This is a genomic window from Ideonella sp. B508-1 (assembly GCF_000333615.1).
GTDB lineage: Bacteria > Pseudomonadota > Gammaproteobacteria > Burkholderiales > Burkholderiaceae_C > Ideonella.
Map to the genome: position 1 here is coordinate 1 of NZ_BADL01000264.1, position 14,600 is coordinate 14,600.

The following is a 14,600-nucleotide window of genomic DNA, read 5'->3' on the forward strand; positions in this document are numbered from 1 at the left end:
CACGGAGCAGGCGCTGCAGCGCCTGGGGGCCTGAGCATGCGCAGGCGTGCGCTGGCAAGCGCCATGTCATGCCTCATCGCGTGGGGCGCCGAGGCGGCCACAGCGTCGTCGACGGTCATGTGGGGCGATGGCGTTCGGGTGGTTCATCAGGGCACGCGGCATGAGGCCTGGTACGACCTGTATGTCGAGGGGCCGAATCGCATGGCGGTCGGGGCCTTTGGCGCAGTGCGCCAGAGCGGCGACGGAGGCAAAACGTGGGCCTCATCCACGCTGCCGACCCAGGGCCGTGCCCTGTTCGGGCTCACCGGCCAGGGTCGCACGCGCCTGGCCGTGGGGCAGTCCGGCCTGATGTTCCGTACGGATGACGCCACGCACTGGCAGCCCGTGGCCAGCGGCACACAGTCACGCCTGATGGCCGTTCACATGAACAGCCACGGCCTGGCCTATGCCGTGGGGGCCTTTGGCGCGGTGCTGCGTTCGGCCGATGCTGGCAAGACGTGGCAGCCTCAGCCACCGCAATGGGCCGACATCACCACCGACGGTGCGGAGCCGCACCTCTACAGCGTGCATGTCGCGGAAGACGGCACCGCAACGCTGGCTGGTGAGTTCGGCCTGGTGCTGCGCGTTGACCCGTCCGGCAAGACATGGCAGGTGCTGCACCGGGGGGAAGCCTCGTTGTTCGGCCTGACCGTCGCACCAGATGGGAAGACTTGGTACGCCGTGGGACAGGGCGGGCAGGCCATCGTCAGCGACGACGACGGCAAGACCTGGCGCACCTTGGCGACCGCCACCAACGCCCTGCTGACGCGGGTGGCGGTGTCCCCTTCGGGGGGCGTGCTGGCCATTGGCGTCAATGCGATCTTGCGGAGCCGGGATGGCGGTGCGTCGTGGCAACACGTCGGGGCCTTGCCGCCGAACGCCTGGTTGCAGGCCGTGTCCCCCTTGCCGTCCGCGCCTGGACAAGCCGCACATGCCCTGGCCGCCGGTGCGGACGGCGTGCTGGTCGAGATCGCTGACTGACTCACCCCACCCCTGGCCATCAGGCCCATCTGACAAAGAAGGAGACAGCATGTTGACGACAAATTCCATCCCCGTGCGCCAGCCTGGCGTGGCGGCCACAGCCAGCAAGGTGATCTGGCCGGCGATGTTGATGGCATCGCTGGGTGCAGCCCATGCCGCCGAATGGGAGGTGTCTGGCCAGGTGCGCCAGACCATCGCCGTCAAGACGACCAGTGACCAGAACCAGAACAACCAGTACGGCAACGCATCGAATGGTGCACCGAATGTGGACTTCAGCGCCACCGGGTGGGCGCCTGGTGCGCGCAACAACGGCATCGTGGCGCCGACCCGGGATCTGACCCGCCCGGCCAGCAATGCGCGCGAGGCCAGCTTCAATGCCTTCCAGACCCGCCTTGACCTCAATGTGGACGGCAAGCTGACGGATGCGCTGAAGGCCACCATCAAGTTGCGCGCGGTGTCCGAGCAACTCGACAACATCGACAGCACGTACAAGGACAACCATGCCGGCTCGGCCAGCAATGCCGGGAGCTTCTACCGCCAGGCTTATGGCGGCACCGATGGCGGGCCGCTGGCCTATGCGGGCAAGCGCAACCGTGTGGACCTGCCGGCCGCCTACCTGGACTACAGCGAGGGCCCCTTGTGGCTGCGCGCCGGCAACCAGCAGATCGCCTGGGGCGAAGCCATCTTCTTTCGCGTCGCCGATGTGCCCAATGCACTGGACCTGCGTGGACACCTGCTTGGCCCCGCCGCCGAAGAGTACTCGGACACCCGCCGCGCTGCGCTGGGTGTGAGAGGAAACTACCGCCTCGGCGACAAGGCGGAGGTCGATGCCTTCGTGCAGCGCTTCTCGCCCACGACTATGCCGAATGCCGAGACGCCGTACAACGCGATCTCGGACCAGTTCACGGTCCATGATCAAGAGGGATGGGAGCAGTTCCACAACAAGCTCAATGCAGGCTTTCGCGCCAAGGGCGACTGGAACGGGCTGGGCCTGCAAGGTTTCGTCGTCAACCGCATCGACCCCAACGGCACCTACAAGTGGAGCGATGCGAGTGGCGCGACCGCGCTGTCCGGCACGCCGTTCGAGGCCGATGGCAGCGGCGTGTGGAACGCGGGCGAGTGGTATCAGAGCGCGGCGCGCATGCACCTTGATGCGACCGAAGGCGTGGCTGCCGCGATGAACCTGACCGCCCAGCGGCTGGGCGGCGCCGATCCGTACAACATGTCGGCGCTGGCGGCCGCTTGCGGTGCGGCCGACCCGACTTATGGTCGCATCAGGATGGGCAGTGCGGCAGCGGCCTCCTGCGTGCTGGACTCGTTTTTCAGCAGCGTGGGCGCCCTGCGTGGGCACATCGTGCGCGAGTATCACCGTGAGACGGTGATGGGTGGCGGCGTCAACCATGTCTTTGAAGGCGAGCCCGATTCGCTGTTGGACCAGTTGATCGGCCGCTTCGAGTTCTCGTACACACCCAATAAGCACTTCACCAACCCGACGTTGGGCGAGCCCATCAAGAAGGACGAGTACGCCTTTGCGTTCATCACCGAGAAGTACTACAAGTTCTCCAGCGACTATCCGGCCACCTACTTTGTCGCCCAGTGGCTGCACAAGTCCCAAAGCGATTTGTTCGGCCGTTACCTGGGCACGGTGACCTTGCCCGACGGCAGCAGGGGCACCCAGCAGACGGGCTTCAACGCCCTGGCACTGTCGGTGCAGCAACCCTCGCCGACGCTGGCCTATCGCTTCGACTTCACGGTGCTGACCGACACAAGGGGGGGCTGGTATCTGCAGCCCGGCATGAAATGGAAGCCGCGCAAGGACGTGCAGGTGGATGTCTATCTGAACGCACTGTATTCGCAGCACAAGGGCGAATTCAAGGACTTCGCCGATGGCCTGCAGCACAGCAACGAACTGTTCGCCCGCATGGCCTATACGTTCTGAACGCGTTCTGAGCGGTTTGTACGCCAAGGAGATGGGTATGTGGCATGACACGGTGGTGGTGACCGGCGGAGCCTCGGGCCTGGGGCTGGCCTGTGTGACGCACTGGCTGGGTCTGGGCGCCAAGGTGCTCATGCTGGACCTGCCCGGATCGGCCGGTGCGGCCGAGGCGCAGCGGCTGGGCGACGCCGTGCATTTCATTGCATGCGATGTCTGTGACGCGGTTGGTATGACCGACGCGGTCGAGGCCGCGCAGCAGCGATTCGGACCGCTGCGCGTGCTCGTCAACTGCGCGGGTGTCGCGCCGGCTGCGCGCACCGTGGGCAGGGAGGGGCCTCATGATCTGGACGCCTTCCGTCGGGTCATGGAGATCAACCTGACCGGCGCCTTCAACGCCACGCGACTCGTGGCCCAGGCCATGTCTCGCAACGAGGCGGACGCGGAGGGCCATCGCGGCGTGATCATCCACACCGCCTCTGCGGCAGCGTTTGACGGCCAGATCGGGCAAGCGGCCTATGCGGCCTCCAAGGCCGGCGTGGTGGGCATGACCTTGCCGCTGGCGCGGGAGCTGGCGCGCTTCGGCATCCGCGTGATGACCATTGCGCCCGGCATCTTCATGACCCCGATGCTGGCAGGCGCCCCCCCTGCCTTGCGCGAAGCCCTGACCAAGGACGTGCCTCACCCGCCGCGTGCTGGCCATCCCGCCGAGTTCGCCCGCCTGACCCAGGCCATCGTCGAGAACCCCTATCTCAACGGCGAGGTGATCCGCCTGGATGGTGCGACGAGGCTGCCCTTCATGCGCTGAACTGCGCTTCTTACAAGGACATCAATCATGAAATCAATTTTTGTGACCGGAGCTGGGTCAGGCATCGGCCTGGCTGTTGTGCGCCACTTTGCCGACCGCGGCTGGCGTGTGGGCATGGCCGACCTGAATCTTGACGCGCTGCGTCGCCAGGCCGAGGCGCTGAGTGGTCAGGTAGAAACCTTTGCCGTTGACGTGACCGATGCGGCCTCGGTGGCCCGCGCCGTGGCGGCCTTCAGTGGCGACAGGCCGAGCATCGACGTGCTGTTCAATTCGGCCGGCATCCTGGACATGCGCTGCTTCGATCAGCCTCCCTTGGCACGTCTGCACCAGATCGTGGATGTCAACGTCACAGGCGTCATCAACAGCATCCATGCCGCATTGCCCCATCTGAACCGATCAGGTGCTGGCGCGCGCGTGATCACCATGGGGTCGGCATCGGGGCTCTATGGCATTCCCGAGGAGGCCGTGTACTCGGCCTCCAAGTTTGCCGTCCGAGGCTTGACGGAGGCGCTGAACATCGAGATGGCTGCACAGGGCATCTGGGTCAGCGACATCGTCGTGGCCTATGTGCAGACACCCATGATCGAGCAAGCCGAGCACACCGCCAAGTCGGTGACCCTGCTCGGCTATGCCGCGCAGCCGGAGCAGGTCGCCGAAGTGGCCTGGCAAGCCGCGCACGAGCGGCGCGTGCATTGGTATGTCGGCGGTGCCGAGGCCATGCAAGCGCACCTCGAATCGCTGGACGCCGAGGGGCGCCGCGCATTCATCACCAACATCACAGGATTTGCATATGTTTGAACATCGCAATGAAGTCGCCGGCACCTGGGGCCGGCTCGAAGGCAAGGTGGCCATCGTCACGGGCGCATGCCGGGGCATCGGCCGTGCGGTCGTGGAGCGTTTCGGGCAGGAGGGAGCGCGTGTGCTGGCCACGGACTTGCACCCGCTGGGGGTCGATGAGCTCTGCGCGCTCAGGCCGGGGGCTGTGGTCTTTGCGCAGCACGATGTGACGCAGCAGGCCGCATGGGAGCGCGTGTTCGATGAGGCCGCATCGGCCTGGGGCGTCGTGGATGTGCTGGTCAACAATGCCGGCATCGCCGTGCCAGCCGATGTGGAAGCCGAGACCCTTGAAGGATGGCGCCGGACGCAGGCCGTCAACCTCGACGCTGTGTTCATGGGCACCCAGGTGGCCATCTTGCGGATGAAGCACCGCCCCTCCGCCAGCATCGTGAACATCGCGTCCATCGAAGGACTGCTGGGCGAGCCCTTGGTGCCCGCGTACAACGCCAGCAAAGGTGGTGTGCGCATCTTCACAAAGTCTGCCGCTGTCCATTGCGCGCGCCTGGGCTATGGCATCCGTGTCAATGCAGTATGTCCTGGCTTCATCGCCACACCCATGATCAGCGGTGCCATGTCAGGGTTGGACGAGGCCAAGGCGGCTGCCTTCACCCAGGCCGTGCTCGGCCGGGTGCCGATGGGGCGTTTGGGAGAAGCGCACGAGGTGGCACAAGCGGTGTTGTTCCTCGCGTCAGACGAGGCGTCATTCATCAATGGCGCCGATCTGGTGGTCGATGGCGGTCACACCGCATGCTGATCCACTTACCCCACAGCCTTGCCTGGCCGCCATAACGAGGACGATTTGGCAGCTTTTCCGACATGTCGACGTTCAAGTCACTGGCGATCATGCCGAATAGCCAAATTCAACATCTGCTGCATTTCTGACGAGGGTGATCCGACATGCGCCAACGTTCCATCCGCCAGTGGCTCAAACTGCTTGTGATCGTGTTGGTCGCTTCAACAATCACGTCCTTCTACGGCTTGCGCCTGATGGCCGAGGGTGCGCAGTTCCATCACCTCGAGCGCGAGTACGCAGTGAACCTGCTGCATCTTGCCAAGAATGTGGACGGTGCTGCGGCCGGTGAAGCGCAGGACAAGGCGCCGATCATCAAAGCCTTGAACTATTCCAAGTGGATATCGGGCCATGTCGATACGGAGTTGTTCGGCTTCGAGTTGCTGGCATTCCGGCTCATGGGCTTTGGCGCGGTGATCGACCTGCCGCGCGACAGCATTGGCCGCGTTGACCGCATGCTGTCGGAACTTCAAGCGGGGCCATCGACGGTGTTGACACAGGATCTGGCCAAGTCCCTGCAACCGCAAATGACCGAGTTGATTCGGATGGGGGATGACTTTGCCAAGGAGGTGGCCGCCGCCGTGGATTTTGTGGCGATTGCCGTGCGGGTGCTGATTGCCTGCTGCCTGGCGACGCTGGGTGCGAGTCTTTGGCAAATGGCCCGGGCCATCACCGGACCACTGGAGCAGGCCCAGGGTGTCGCGCAGGCGATGGCCCAGGGTGATCTGTCCGCACGCATCGACATCGGCTCACACGATGACACCACTGAAGTGGGCGCACTCCTGATCGCGCTCCACACCATGCAAGGCACTTTCAGGAGAGTGGTCGCGCAGGTGACCGATGCCAGCCAGGCAGTGGTGGATGGCAGCAGCGAAATCGCGAGCGGTAGCACCGACCTGAGTTACCGCACCGAGGAGCAGGCCAGCCGTCTGCAGCATGCCTCGTCGGCCATGGTGCAGATGGTGCAGGCCGTGCAACAAAGCGCTGACACCGCCACATCGGCCGACGTGGTGGTACGCGAGACCAACCAGGCTGCGCGTCAGGGTGGCGAGGTCATGAAGCTCACCATGGAGACCATGCAGGCCATCGCGGCCGACTCGGGCCGCATCGCGAACATCATCGGTGTCATCGATGGCATCGCCTTCCAGACCAACATCCTGGCGCTGAATGCGGCCGTTGAGGCGGCGCGGGCAGGGGAACAGGGACGTGGGTTCGCCGTGGTGGCCACTGAGGTGCGAACCCTGGCGGGTCGTGCGGCCGAGTCTGCCCGTGAGATCAAGGCGCTGATCGGCGCCAGCGTCGAGAAGGTCGAGGCCGGCTCGCGTTTGGTGAACGACGCGGTCGGCGCGGTTCAGCAGATCGAGTCACAGGTGGACCGCGTGCAGCAGCTCATCGGTGACATTTCAGCATCGCTGGCTCAGCAGTCGTCGGGCATCGCAGACATCTCTGCTGCGATCACGCACCTGGATGGCGCCACCCAGCAGAACGCTGCAATGGCTGAGCAGAGCGCTGCAGCCACCCACAGCCTCAAGCAGCAGGCCGACAAGCTCGGCGAGGCGGTGGCATTCTTCAAGCTGCAGACCTGATTGCTCACTGTCCGCAGTTTGCGGATAAGCCTTGCACCGCGCGGCTAATGGCCGCGAGCCCCTTTGGACCAAGATCAAGTCAACGCGGTGACACGCATGGAACTTGATCAACAGGCTTGACTGTTCCAGCGCATCCGCACTGACGGAAAGGACAGTCATGCAGGCAATGAATGGCAAGGTGGCGATCGTCACCGGTGGGGCCACGCTGATCGGCGAGGCCGTGGTGGACAGGCTGGTGGCCGCCGGGGGCCAGGTGGTGGTGTTCGACGTGGACGCCGCAGGCGGTGCCCGAGTGGCCGCACGCCATCCGGAGCGCGTGCATTTTCAGGCGCTGGACCTGACCGACGACGCCCAGATCGAGGCCGGTGTGGCCCAGGTTCTCAAGACCTATGACGGCGTGCACGCCCTGGTCAACCTGGCGTGCTCCTACCTTGATGACGGCGCCAACTCGGGCCGCGCCGACTGGTTGCAGGCGCTCAACGTGAACGTGGTCAGCGCCGTGATGATGGCGCGCGCCGTGCGCGAGCCGCTGCGCCGGGCCGGCGACGGGGCGATTGTCAACTTCACCAGCATCTCGTCGAGCGTCGCGCAAACCGGCCGCTGGCTCTACCCCGTGTCCAAGGCCGCGATGCAGCAGGTCACGCGCAGCATGGCCATGGACTTCGCGCCCGATGGCATCCGCGTGAATTCGGTCTCGCCGGGCTGGACGTGGTCCAACCCGATCAGCCAGATGTCGGGTGGCAACCGCGCCAAGGCCGATGCCGTGGCCGCGTCCTATCACCTGCTGGGCCGCTTGGGTGACCCGGCCGAGGTGGCCGAGGTGGTGGCCTTCCTGCTGTCGCCGCAAGCCAGCTTCGTGACCGGTGCCGACTACGCCGTCGATGGTGGCTATTCGGCCATGGGGCCGGAGCAGAACCAGCCCGCCATTCCCCGCCTGATGGCCTGAGTCCTGGCCGTCTCTCATCCCCTCTGTTTGAAAGGAACGCTCCATGCGTCGCATCGCCATCGTCGGTGGGGGCCAGGCTGGCCTGCCGCTCGCTCTGTCCCTGCTGGACCAGGGCTACCAGGTCACCGTGGTGTCCAACCGCACACCCGACCAGATCCGTGCCGGCAAGGTCATGTCCAGCCAGTGCATGTTTGACGCTTCGCTGCAGATCGAGCGCGACATCGGCCTCAACCAATGGGAATCTGTGTGCCCGCCCGTGGAGGGCATCGGCCTGACCGTGCCGCACCCCGAGCAACCGGGTGCCAAGCTGATCGACTGGGCCCACCGTCTCGACAAGGTGGCGCAGTCGGTGGACCAGCGCGTGAAGATGCCCGTGTGGATGGAACTGTTCACCCAGCGTGGCGGCGAGTTGGTGTTCCAGGATGCGGGCGTGGAAGAACTGGAGGCCCTGGCCGCTTCGCACGACCTGGTGATCCTGGCGGCCGGCAAGGGTGACGTGGTCAAGCTCTTCGAGCGCGACGCCAGCCGCTCGACGTTCGACAAGCCCCAGCGCGCCCTGGCCCTGACCTATGTGCATGGCCTGAAGGAAACGCCGGACTTCAGCCGCGTGGCCTTCAACCTCATCCCGGGTGTGGGCGAGTACTTCGTGTTCCCGTCCTACACGTACAGCGGCCCCTGTCACATCATGGTGTTCGAAGGCGTGCCCGGAGGCCCCATGGACTGCTGGAAGGGCATTGCCAACCCGCAAGAGCACCTGGCGGTGAGCCGCAAGCTGCTGCAGACCTACCTGCCCTGGGAGGCCGATCGCGCCCACCAAGTGGAGCTGACGGACGCCAACGGCGTGCTCTCGGGCAGCTTCGCGCCCACCATCCGCAAGCCGGTGCTGCGCCTGCCCTCGGGCAAGCTGGTGCTGGGCCTGGGCGACGCCGTGGCCGTCAACGACCCCATCACCGGCCAGGGCTCGAACAACGCCACCAAGGCCTTCAAGGTCTACCTCGACGCCATCCTGGCCCGGGGTGAGCAGCCCTACACCGAAGCCTGGATGAACCAGACCTTCGAAACCTTCTGGCGTTATGCGCAGTCGGTGGTGGCCTGGACCAACTCCATGCTCACGCCGCCGCCGCCGCACATCCTCAACCTGCTGGGCGCAGCCGGCCAGTGCCCGCCCATTGCCAAGGCCATTGTCAACGGCTTCGACAACCCGCCGGACTTCTTCCCCTGGTGGGCCGAGCCCCAGGCCTGCGAGCAGTTCGTGGGTGACAAGATGGCCGAGCTGGCCGCTGCTTGATGTCTGAAGGAGCGACCACCATGAGCGTCATGCTGCAGCCCGTTTGGGGCCAGACCGAATTCGAAGGCAAGGCCCTGCGACAGGCCCTGGGCCGCTACCCCACCGGGGTGGCCATCGTCACCACCCGCACCCCCGATGGCCGTGCCGTGGGCCTGACCATCAACTCGTTTGCCTCGCTGTCGCTGACACCGGCCCTGGTGCTGTGGAGTCTGGTGGACCGCTCGCCCAACCTGGCGACCTTCCAGGCCGCCAGCCACTTCGCCATCAGCGTGCTGGCGCAAGACCAGCAGGGCCTGGCCAGCCGCTTCGCCAACCCTGCGGTGCTCGACAAGTTCGACCAGGTGGCGGTGGTCGAGTCGCCCGAAGGTGTGCCCGTGATCGACGGCGCGCTGGCCACCCTGGTGTGCCGCAGCAGCAAGCACGTCACCGAGGGCGACCACGAGCTGTTCATCGGTCAGGTGGTGCGCCTGGACACCCGCGAGGGCGAGCCCCTGGTCTTCCACGGTGGGCGCTTCGGTGCCCTGCAGATGGCGGGCTGATCCCGCTGCGTCCCATCCTCTTCTTTGCGAGCAGGACCATGAGCATCACCACCACCATCCTGAATCACCTGGAGGCCGGCGCGCTGCGCGTGGTCGACCTGACCCACACCCTGTCGCCTGACTTTCCTGCGCTGGTGCTGCCGCCGCAGTTCGGGCAGGTTTGGGGCTTCAAGCAGGAGCGCATCTCGCACTACGACGAGGCCGGCCCCGGCTGGTACTGGAACAACTTCTCGTGTGGCGAGCACACGGGCACGCACTTCGATGCGCCCGTGCACTGGGTGACGGGCAAGGACCACCCGGCCAACACGGTGGACACCATCGACCCGGCACGCTTCATCGCCCCAGCCGTGGTGCTGGACGCCAGCGCCGAGGTGGCCCGCAACGACGACTGGCTGCTGACCGTGGACTTCATCCAGAGCTGGGAAGCGCAGCACGGCGCCATCCCCCAGGGCGCCTGGGTGCTGTTGCGCACCGACTGGTCCCAGCGCATCAGCGACCCGGCCGCCTTCGTCAACCTCCAGGAGGACGGTGCCCACACCCCCGGGCCCACGCAAGAGGCCGTGGAGTGGCTGATCCGTGAGCGCGACGTGCAGGGCTTTGGCGTGGAGACCATCAACACCGACGCCGGCCAGTCCTATGCGTGGCCGGTGCCCTATCCCTGCCACACGCTCATGCATGGGGCCAACAAGTTCGGGCTCCAGTGCCTGCGCAACCTCGACCAGCTGCCGCCGCAGGGCGCGCTGATCGTGGCCGCGCCATTGAAGATCAGCCAAGGCTCGGGCAGCCCGCTGCGCGTGCTGGCGCTGACCAACTGAGCCGGGGCGCGACATGGCCACAGCCACCCACACTGCCTCCAGCACCGCCGACGTCATCTTCGTGGGCAGTGGCATCAACGCCCTGGTCGGGGCGGCGCTGCTGGCCCAGCGTGGCCAGAAGGTGCTGGTGCTGGAGCGCAACGAGCGCCTGGGCGGCTGCATCCGCACCGAAGAGCTCTTTCCGGGCTACCGGCACGATGTGTTGTCGCAGTGGTACCCGCTGTTCGTCGGCAGTCCGGCCTACGCCGAGCTGAAAGACGCGCTGGCTGAGGCGGGCCTGGTCTTCGCGCAAGGCGGCCACAGCACCGGCGTGATCCTGCCCGATGGCCGCAGCCTGGCCTTGAAGCAGGACATGCCGGATGCCGTGCGTCGCATCGACGCGCTGTGCCCCGGCGATGGCACGGCCTTGGGCGCCATGGCCGAACGCCTGTTTGGCCCCGATGCCGCGCTGACCTTTGGCCTGCTGGGCCAGCAGCCCTATGGCTTGGGCCTGGTCAAGCTGCTGTGGGCCGAATGGCGCCGCCGTGGCCTGGAAGGCCTGTTGGGCTTTGCGGGCGATTCATTGGAGAGCTTTCGCCGCTGGGCCGACCGCCACCTGAAGGACGACGTGAGCCGCGCCTTGCTGGCGCCCTGGGTGTTGCACTCGGGCCTGGGCCCCGATGACGCCTGCTCGGCCCTGATCGGCAAGCTGACTTTCGCGGCCGTGGTGGCGGGTGGCATGCCCGTGGTGCAAGGCGGCAGCGAAGGCGTGGTTCGCGCCCTGCAACGCGTCATCGAGCGCCATGGAGGCGCCTGTCGCACCAGCGCCGACGTGAGCGAGGTGATCGTCGAAGGCCAGGGCCGCCGCGCCAAGGCCACCGGCGTGTGCGTGGGAACCGAACGCCTGATGGCACGCCGCGCCGTGGTCTGCAATGTGACCCCGCCACAGCTCTACGGCCGCCTGTGGCGCGAGGCGCCGCAGCCCCTGCGTGAGCGGGCCGCCGCCTACCGCTTTGGCCGTGGCGGCATGCAGATCCACTTCGCCTTGAACGCGCCCCCGCGCTGGGCCGATCCCGAGATGGCGAAGGTGCCGCTGGTGCACCTCACCGAAAGCCTGGAGCAGGTGTGTGCCTCGGTGGTGGAAGCCAACAACGGCCTGCTGCCTGTGCGCCCCACGCTCGCCATTGGCCAGCCCACGGCGGTGGACCCGAGCCGCGCGCCGGCCGGTGCGGCCATCCTGTGGGTGCAGATGCAAGAGCTGCCCACGCGTCTCAAGGGCGATGCCGCCGGGCAGATCGAAGTGCCCGCCGATGGCCAGTGGACGCCCGCCGTGCGCGAGGCCATGGCCGACCGCGTGCAGGCCAGACTGGCCCAGGTGCTGCCCGGTCTGGCCGAGCAGATCGTGGGCCGCAAGGCCTACGGCCCGGCCGAGCTGCAGGCCCTGAACTGCAACCTGGTGGGGGGCGATCCGTATGCCGGCGTGTGCTCGCCTGACCAGTTCTTTTGGCTGCGGCCCTTCGCGGCCACGGCCGGTGCGCGCACCCATGTCACCTCTTGTGCGGGCCTGTACCACATCGGCGCGTCCACCCACCCCGGGCCGGGCCTGGGTGCGGGCTCGGGCTACCTGGTGGCGCAGGCTCTGGCACCTCGTTGATTGGCTCCACCGTCGTCGCCCCACCCACGCCCACCGGAGACCCCATGGCACAGTCCCACGCACCTGACTTGCAAGACCAGATCGAAGACCACGCGCTGGAGGCCGTGCCCGAATCGGCTCGCCAGTCCTGGTTGACCCTGTCATGGAACACCGCCGGCATCGTGACCACGCTGGTGCAGCTGTTCTTCGGCGCCCTGGTGTCCTTGGTGGCGGGCTTTCAAATTGCCCTGCTGGCGGGCTTGTGTGTGACGGTGGTCGGCGCCTTGCTGGGCTGGGGCGTGGGCCATGTGGCCTACCGCAGCGGCTTGTCCAGCACGGTGATGGCGCGGCGCTTTGGCTTTGGCGAGCAGGGCTCGGCCGTGGCTTCGCTGATCTTCGCCTTCATGATCATTGGCTTCCTGGCATTGGAAAACGCGCTGCTCTACAAGGGCCTGCTGTTCTACTTCGGCTGGCCCGACAATCTGGGGACGCGCGTGGGGCTGTACGGCGGGCTGACGCTGGCCTGGGTGGCTCTGACGGCCTTTGGTTTCAACTGGGTGAGCCGGGTGTCGTCGGTCACGCTGCTGGCCTTCCTGGCGGTGCTGGCCTGGATCACGGCCTCGGTGCTGGGCGCCGCCGCCATGCTCCTGCCTGAGCTGCTGCACTTTCCCACCCAGTTGCCCGACGCCGCCTTGCTGGCCATGGGCGTGCACGGTGATGCAGGCAAGTTCATCTTCGCGGTCAACGTGCTGATCGGCTCTGCCGGCGCGCTGGCCCTGGTGGACGCGGATCTGGGGCGCTACGCCCGCCGCTCGCGGGACATCGGCCTGGCCGCGCTGGTGGGCAATCTGGCCATGGATGTGCTGATGCTGGCCATCGGCGCGGCCATCATGCACGTGGGTGCCCCGCGCCTGGCCGCCTTCTATGCCGAGAAGCAGGGCATCAGCCTGGCCCAGGCCCAGCAACTGGTGCTGGCCAGCCCCGATGCGGTGGCCGCGGCCTTCATCGTCTTCGGTGGCGCCCTGGGCACGGTGCTCATGGTGCTGGCCCAGGGCAAGGCCCAGGTGCTCAACACTTACAGTGCCTCGCTGTCGCTGTCCAACCTGTTCGATGCGGTGGGTGGCTGGCGACCGGGCCGGCTGTGGTGTGTGGTGCTGGCCAATGTGATCGGCCTGGTCATGCTCTACGGCCAACTGCTGGCCCTGGTCAACGCCTGGATCACGCTGCTGGGCGTGCTGACCACTTGCTTTGCCGGTGTCATCCTGGCCGACTACCACCTGATGGGGGGGCGCCGCCGCGCGGCCAGCCACCGTGAAGCCGTCAACTGGAGCGGCGTGGTCGCCACGGGCGTGGCCACCTGGGCCGCCACCGGGCCGCTCACCGCCTGGGTGCCCGTGCCGTTTGCCAGCGCCCTGCTCGTGTCGGTACTGCTGTACGCGGGCCTGCGCCGCCTGGTCTTGCGGCCCGCCCCGGCTGCCTTGAACCCGAATTGAAGTTGCCATCGGTGGGCCTGGGATCCCCCTCACGCGCGGCGTTCGGGCCCACCCGATCCTGCAGTCGTCGCGGCGTGCCTGTCAGGCCCTCAGTCGGCCAAGGAGAGACACCATGAAGAGCACCCACCCGCTGCGCCACGTGGCTGCAGCTGTCAGCCTGGTTGGCCTGTTGGGCATGAGCCCCTCGGGCTGGGCGACCGAAGGCAATGGCCTGGGCGTGTACCCGGACGGCCTGGAGAACTTCCTCAGTGGGGCCCTGCCGCCTCCTGGGGTGCATGGCCTGGTTTACGCTGGTGGCGCCAGCTACGACAAGGTGCGAGATGGCAGCGGCCAATCCATCGGCCCGGCGGACTTCAAGGTGAATGTGGGCGCCGTGGTGCCCCGCTTGGTCTGGGTGACGCAGCAGCAGCTGCTGGGCGGCCAGCTTGCCTTTGAGGCACTGGCGCCACTGCTCAACGTGGATGTGACCGCCGGTGGGCAGAAGTTCAGCAAATCGGGCCTGGGTGATGTGGTGCTGGGCACGGCCCTGGGCTACCACCACTCGCCTGAGCTGCATTCGGCCGTGGGCATGGACGTGTACCTGCCCACCGGCAGTTACAGCAAGACCGACCCGGCCAGCCTGGGCCGCAACATCGTGACCTGGCAACCGCTGGCCGCTGTGAGCTACATGCCGGCGCAGGGCTTCAACGCCGACCTCAAGGCCATGTGGGACATCAATGGCCGCAACGACGACACCGACACCCGCTCGGGCCAGGCTCTGCACGCCGACTATGCGCTGGGCTGGGGCATGGGCAATGGCTGGGTGCTGGGCGTGGGCGGCCACATCTACCGGCAGATCACCCAAGACAGCGGCCCCAACGCCGGCAGTGGCAAGGCCTCGTCCAACGCCATCGGCCCCTCGGTGCGCTATGCCGACGGCAAGGGACTGCTGAT

At 66.7% G+C, this 14,600-nt stretch carries 13 protein-coding genes; all 13 read left to right on the forward strand.

All coding sequences use genetic code 11. The features are described 5' to 3' along the window. A partial coding sequence (locus I73_RS11105; protein ID WP_234409481.1) for a YCF48-related protein occupies positions 1-1,020 on the forward strand: 1,020 nt, incomplete at its 5' end. Between the two features lie 49 nt (positions 1,021-1,069). After that, positions 1,070-2,959: a DUF1302 family protein gene (locus tag I73_RS11110; protein ID WP_234409482.1), complete on the forward strand. Its 1,890-nt coding sequence runs from the start codon at positions 1,070-1,072 to the stop codon at positions 2,957-2,959. Positions 2,960-2,990: 31 nt separating this feature from the next. Further along, positions 2,991-3,761, forward strand: coding sequence for an SDR family NAD(P)-dependent oxidoreductase (locus tag I73_RS11115; protein ID WP_026096603.1), 771 nt, complete (start codon positions 2,991-2,993; stop codon positions 3,759-3,761). 27 nt (positions 3,762-3,788) lie between these two features. After that, positions 3,789-4,559, forward strand: a complete 771-nt coding sequence (locus I73_RS11120) for an SDR family NAD(P)-dependent oxidoreductase (RefSeq protein ID WP_022980678.1) — start codon at positions 3,789-3,791, stop codon at positions 4,557-4,559. Then, positions 4,552-5,352: a glucose 1-dehydrogenase gene (locus I73_RS11125; RefSeq protein WP_022980679.1), complete on the forward strand. Its 801-nt coding sequence runs from the start codon at positions 4,552-4,554 to the stop codon at positions 5,350-5,352. Before I73_RS11120 ends, I73_RS11125 begins: the two co-directional genes overlap by 8 nt. 143 nt (positions 5,353-5,495) lie before the next feature. Further along, positions 5,496-6,974: a methyl-accepting chemotaxis protein gene (locus I73_RS27410; RefSeq protein WP_022980680.1), complete on the forward strand. Its 1,479-nt coding sequence runs from the start codon at positions 5,496-5,498 to the stop codon at positions 6,972-6,974. 157 nt (positions 6,975-7,131) lie between these two features. Then, positions 7,132-7,920, forward strand: coding sequence for an SDR family oxidoreductase (locus I73_RS11135; protein ID WP_022980681.1), 789 nt, complete (start codon positions 7,132-7,134; stop codon positions 7,918-7,920). Between the two features lie 43 nt (positions 7,921-7,963). Continuing rightward, positions 7,964-9,208, forward strand: coding sequence for a styrene monooxygenase/indole monooxygenase family protein (locus I73_RS11140; RefSeq protein WP_022980682.1), 1,245 nt, complete (start codon positions 7,964-7,966; stop codon positions 9,206-9,208). Between the two features lie 20 nt (positions 9,209-9,228). Then, positions 9,229-9,747, forward strand: coding sequence for a flavin reductase (locus I73_RS11145; protein WP_022980683.1), 519 nt, complete (start codon positions 9,229-9,231; stop codon positions 9,745-9,747). Positions 9,748-9,785: 38 nt separating this feature from the next. After that, positions 9,786-10,562 carry a cyclase family protein gene (locus I73_RS11150; RefSeq protein ID WP_022980684.1) on the forward strand — a complete coding sequence of 259 codons (777 nt, stop codon included), beginning with the start codon at positions 9,786-9,788 and terminating at the stop codon, positions 10,560-10,562. A 13-nt stretch (positions 10,563-10,575) separates the two neighbouring features. Continuing rightward, complete coding sequence (locus I73_RS11155; RefSeq protein ID WP_022980685.1) at positions 10,576-12,195, forward strand: NAD(P)/FAD-dependent oxidoreductase; 1,620 nt, start codon at positions 10,576-10,578, stop codon at positions 12,193-12,195. 44 nt (positions 12,196-12,239) lie between these two features. Further along, the gene (locus tag I73_RS11160; protein ID WP_051049173.1) at positions 12,240-13,667 is read left to right on the forward strand and encodes a cytosine permease; all 1,428 of its coding nucleotides are present in this window, start codon (positions 12,240-12,242) and stop codon (positions 13,665-13,667) included. Positions 13,668-13,779: 112 nt separating this feature from the next. After that, the coding region (locus tag I73_RS27415) for a transporter (RefSeq protein ID WP_022980687.1) at positions 13,780-14,600 on the forward strand (821 nt) is incomplete at its 3' end.

Coding starts and splice junctions, on each gene's coding strand:
- I73_RS11110 (WP_234409482.1), top strand. CDS start 1,070: ATGTTGACGACAAATTCCATCCCCGTGCGCCAGCCTGGCGTGGCGGCC.
- I73_RS11115 (WP_026096603.1), top strand. CDS start 2,991: ATGGGTATGTGGCATGACACGGTGGTGGTGACCGGCGGAGCCTCGGGC.
- I73_RS11120 (WP_022980678.1), top strand. CDS start 3,789: ATGAAATCAATTTTTGTGACCGGAGCTGGGTCAGGCATCGGCCTGGCT.
- I73_RS11125 (WP_022980679.1), top strand. CDS start 4,552: ATGTTTGAACATCGCAATGAAGTCGCCGGCACCTGGGGCCGGCTCGAA.
- I73_RS27410 (WP_022980680.1), top strand. CDS start 5,496: ATGCGCCAACGTTCCATCCGCCAGTGGCTCAAACTGCTTGTGATCGTG.
- I73_RS11135 (WP_022980681.1), top strand. CDS start 7,132: ATGCAGGCAATGAATGGCAAGGTGGCGATCGTCACCGGTGGGGCCACG.
- I73_RS11140 (WP_022980682.1), top strand. CDS start 7,964: ATGCGTCGCATCGCCATCGTCGGTGGGGGCCAGGCTGGCCTGCCGCTC.
- I73_RS11145 (WP_022980683.1), top strand. CDS start 9,229: ATGAGCGTCATGCTGCAGCCCGTTTGGGGCCAGACCGAATTCGAAGGC.
- I73_RS11150 (WP_022980684.1), top strand. CDS start 9,786: ATGAGCATCACCACCACCATCCTGAATCACCTGGAGGCCGGCGCGCTG.
- I73_RS11155 (WP_022980685.1), top strand. CDS start 10,576: ATGGCCACAGCCACCCACACTGCCTCCAGCACCGCCGACGTCATCTTC.
- I73_RS11160 (WP_051049173.1), top strand. CDS start 12,240: ATGGCACAGTCCCACGCACCTGACTTGCAAGACCAGATCGAAGACCAC.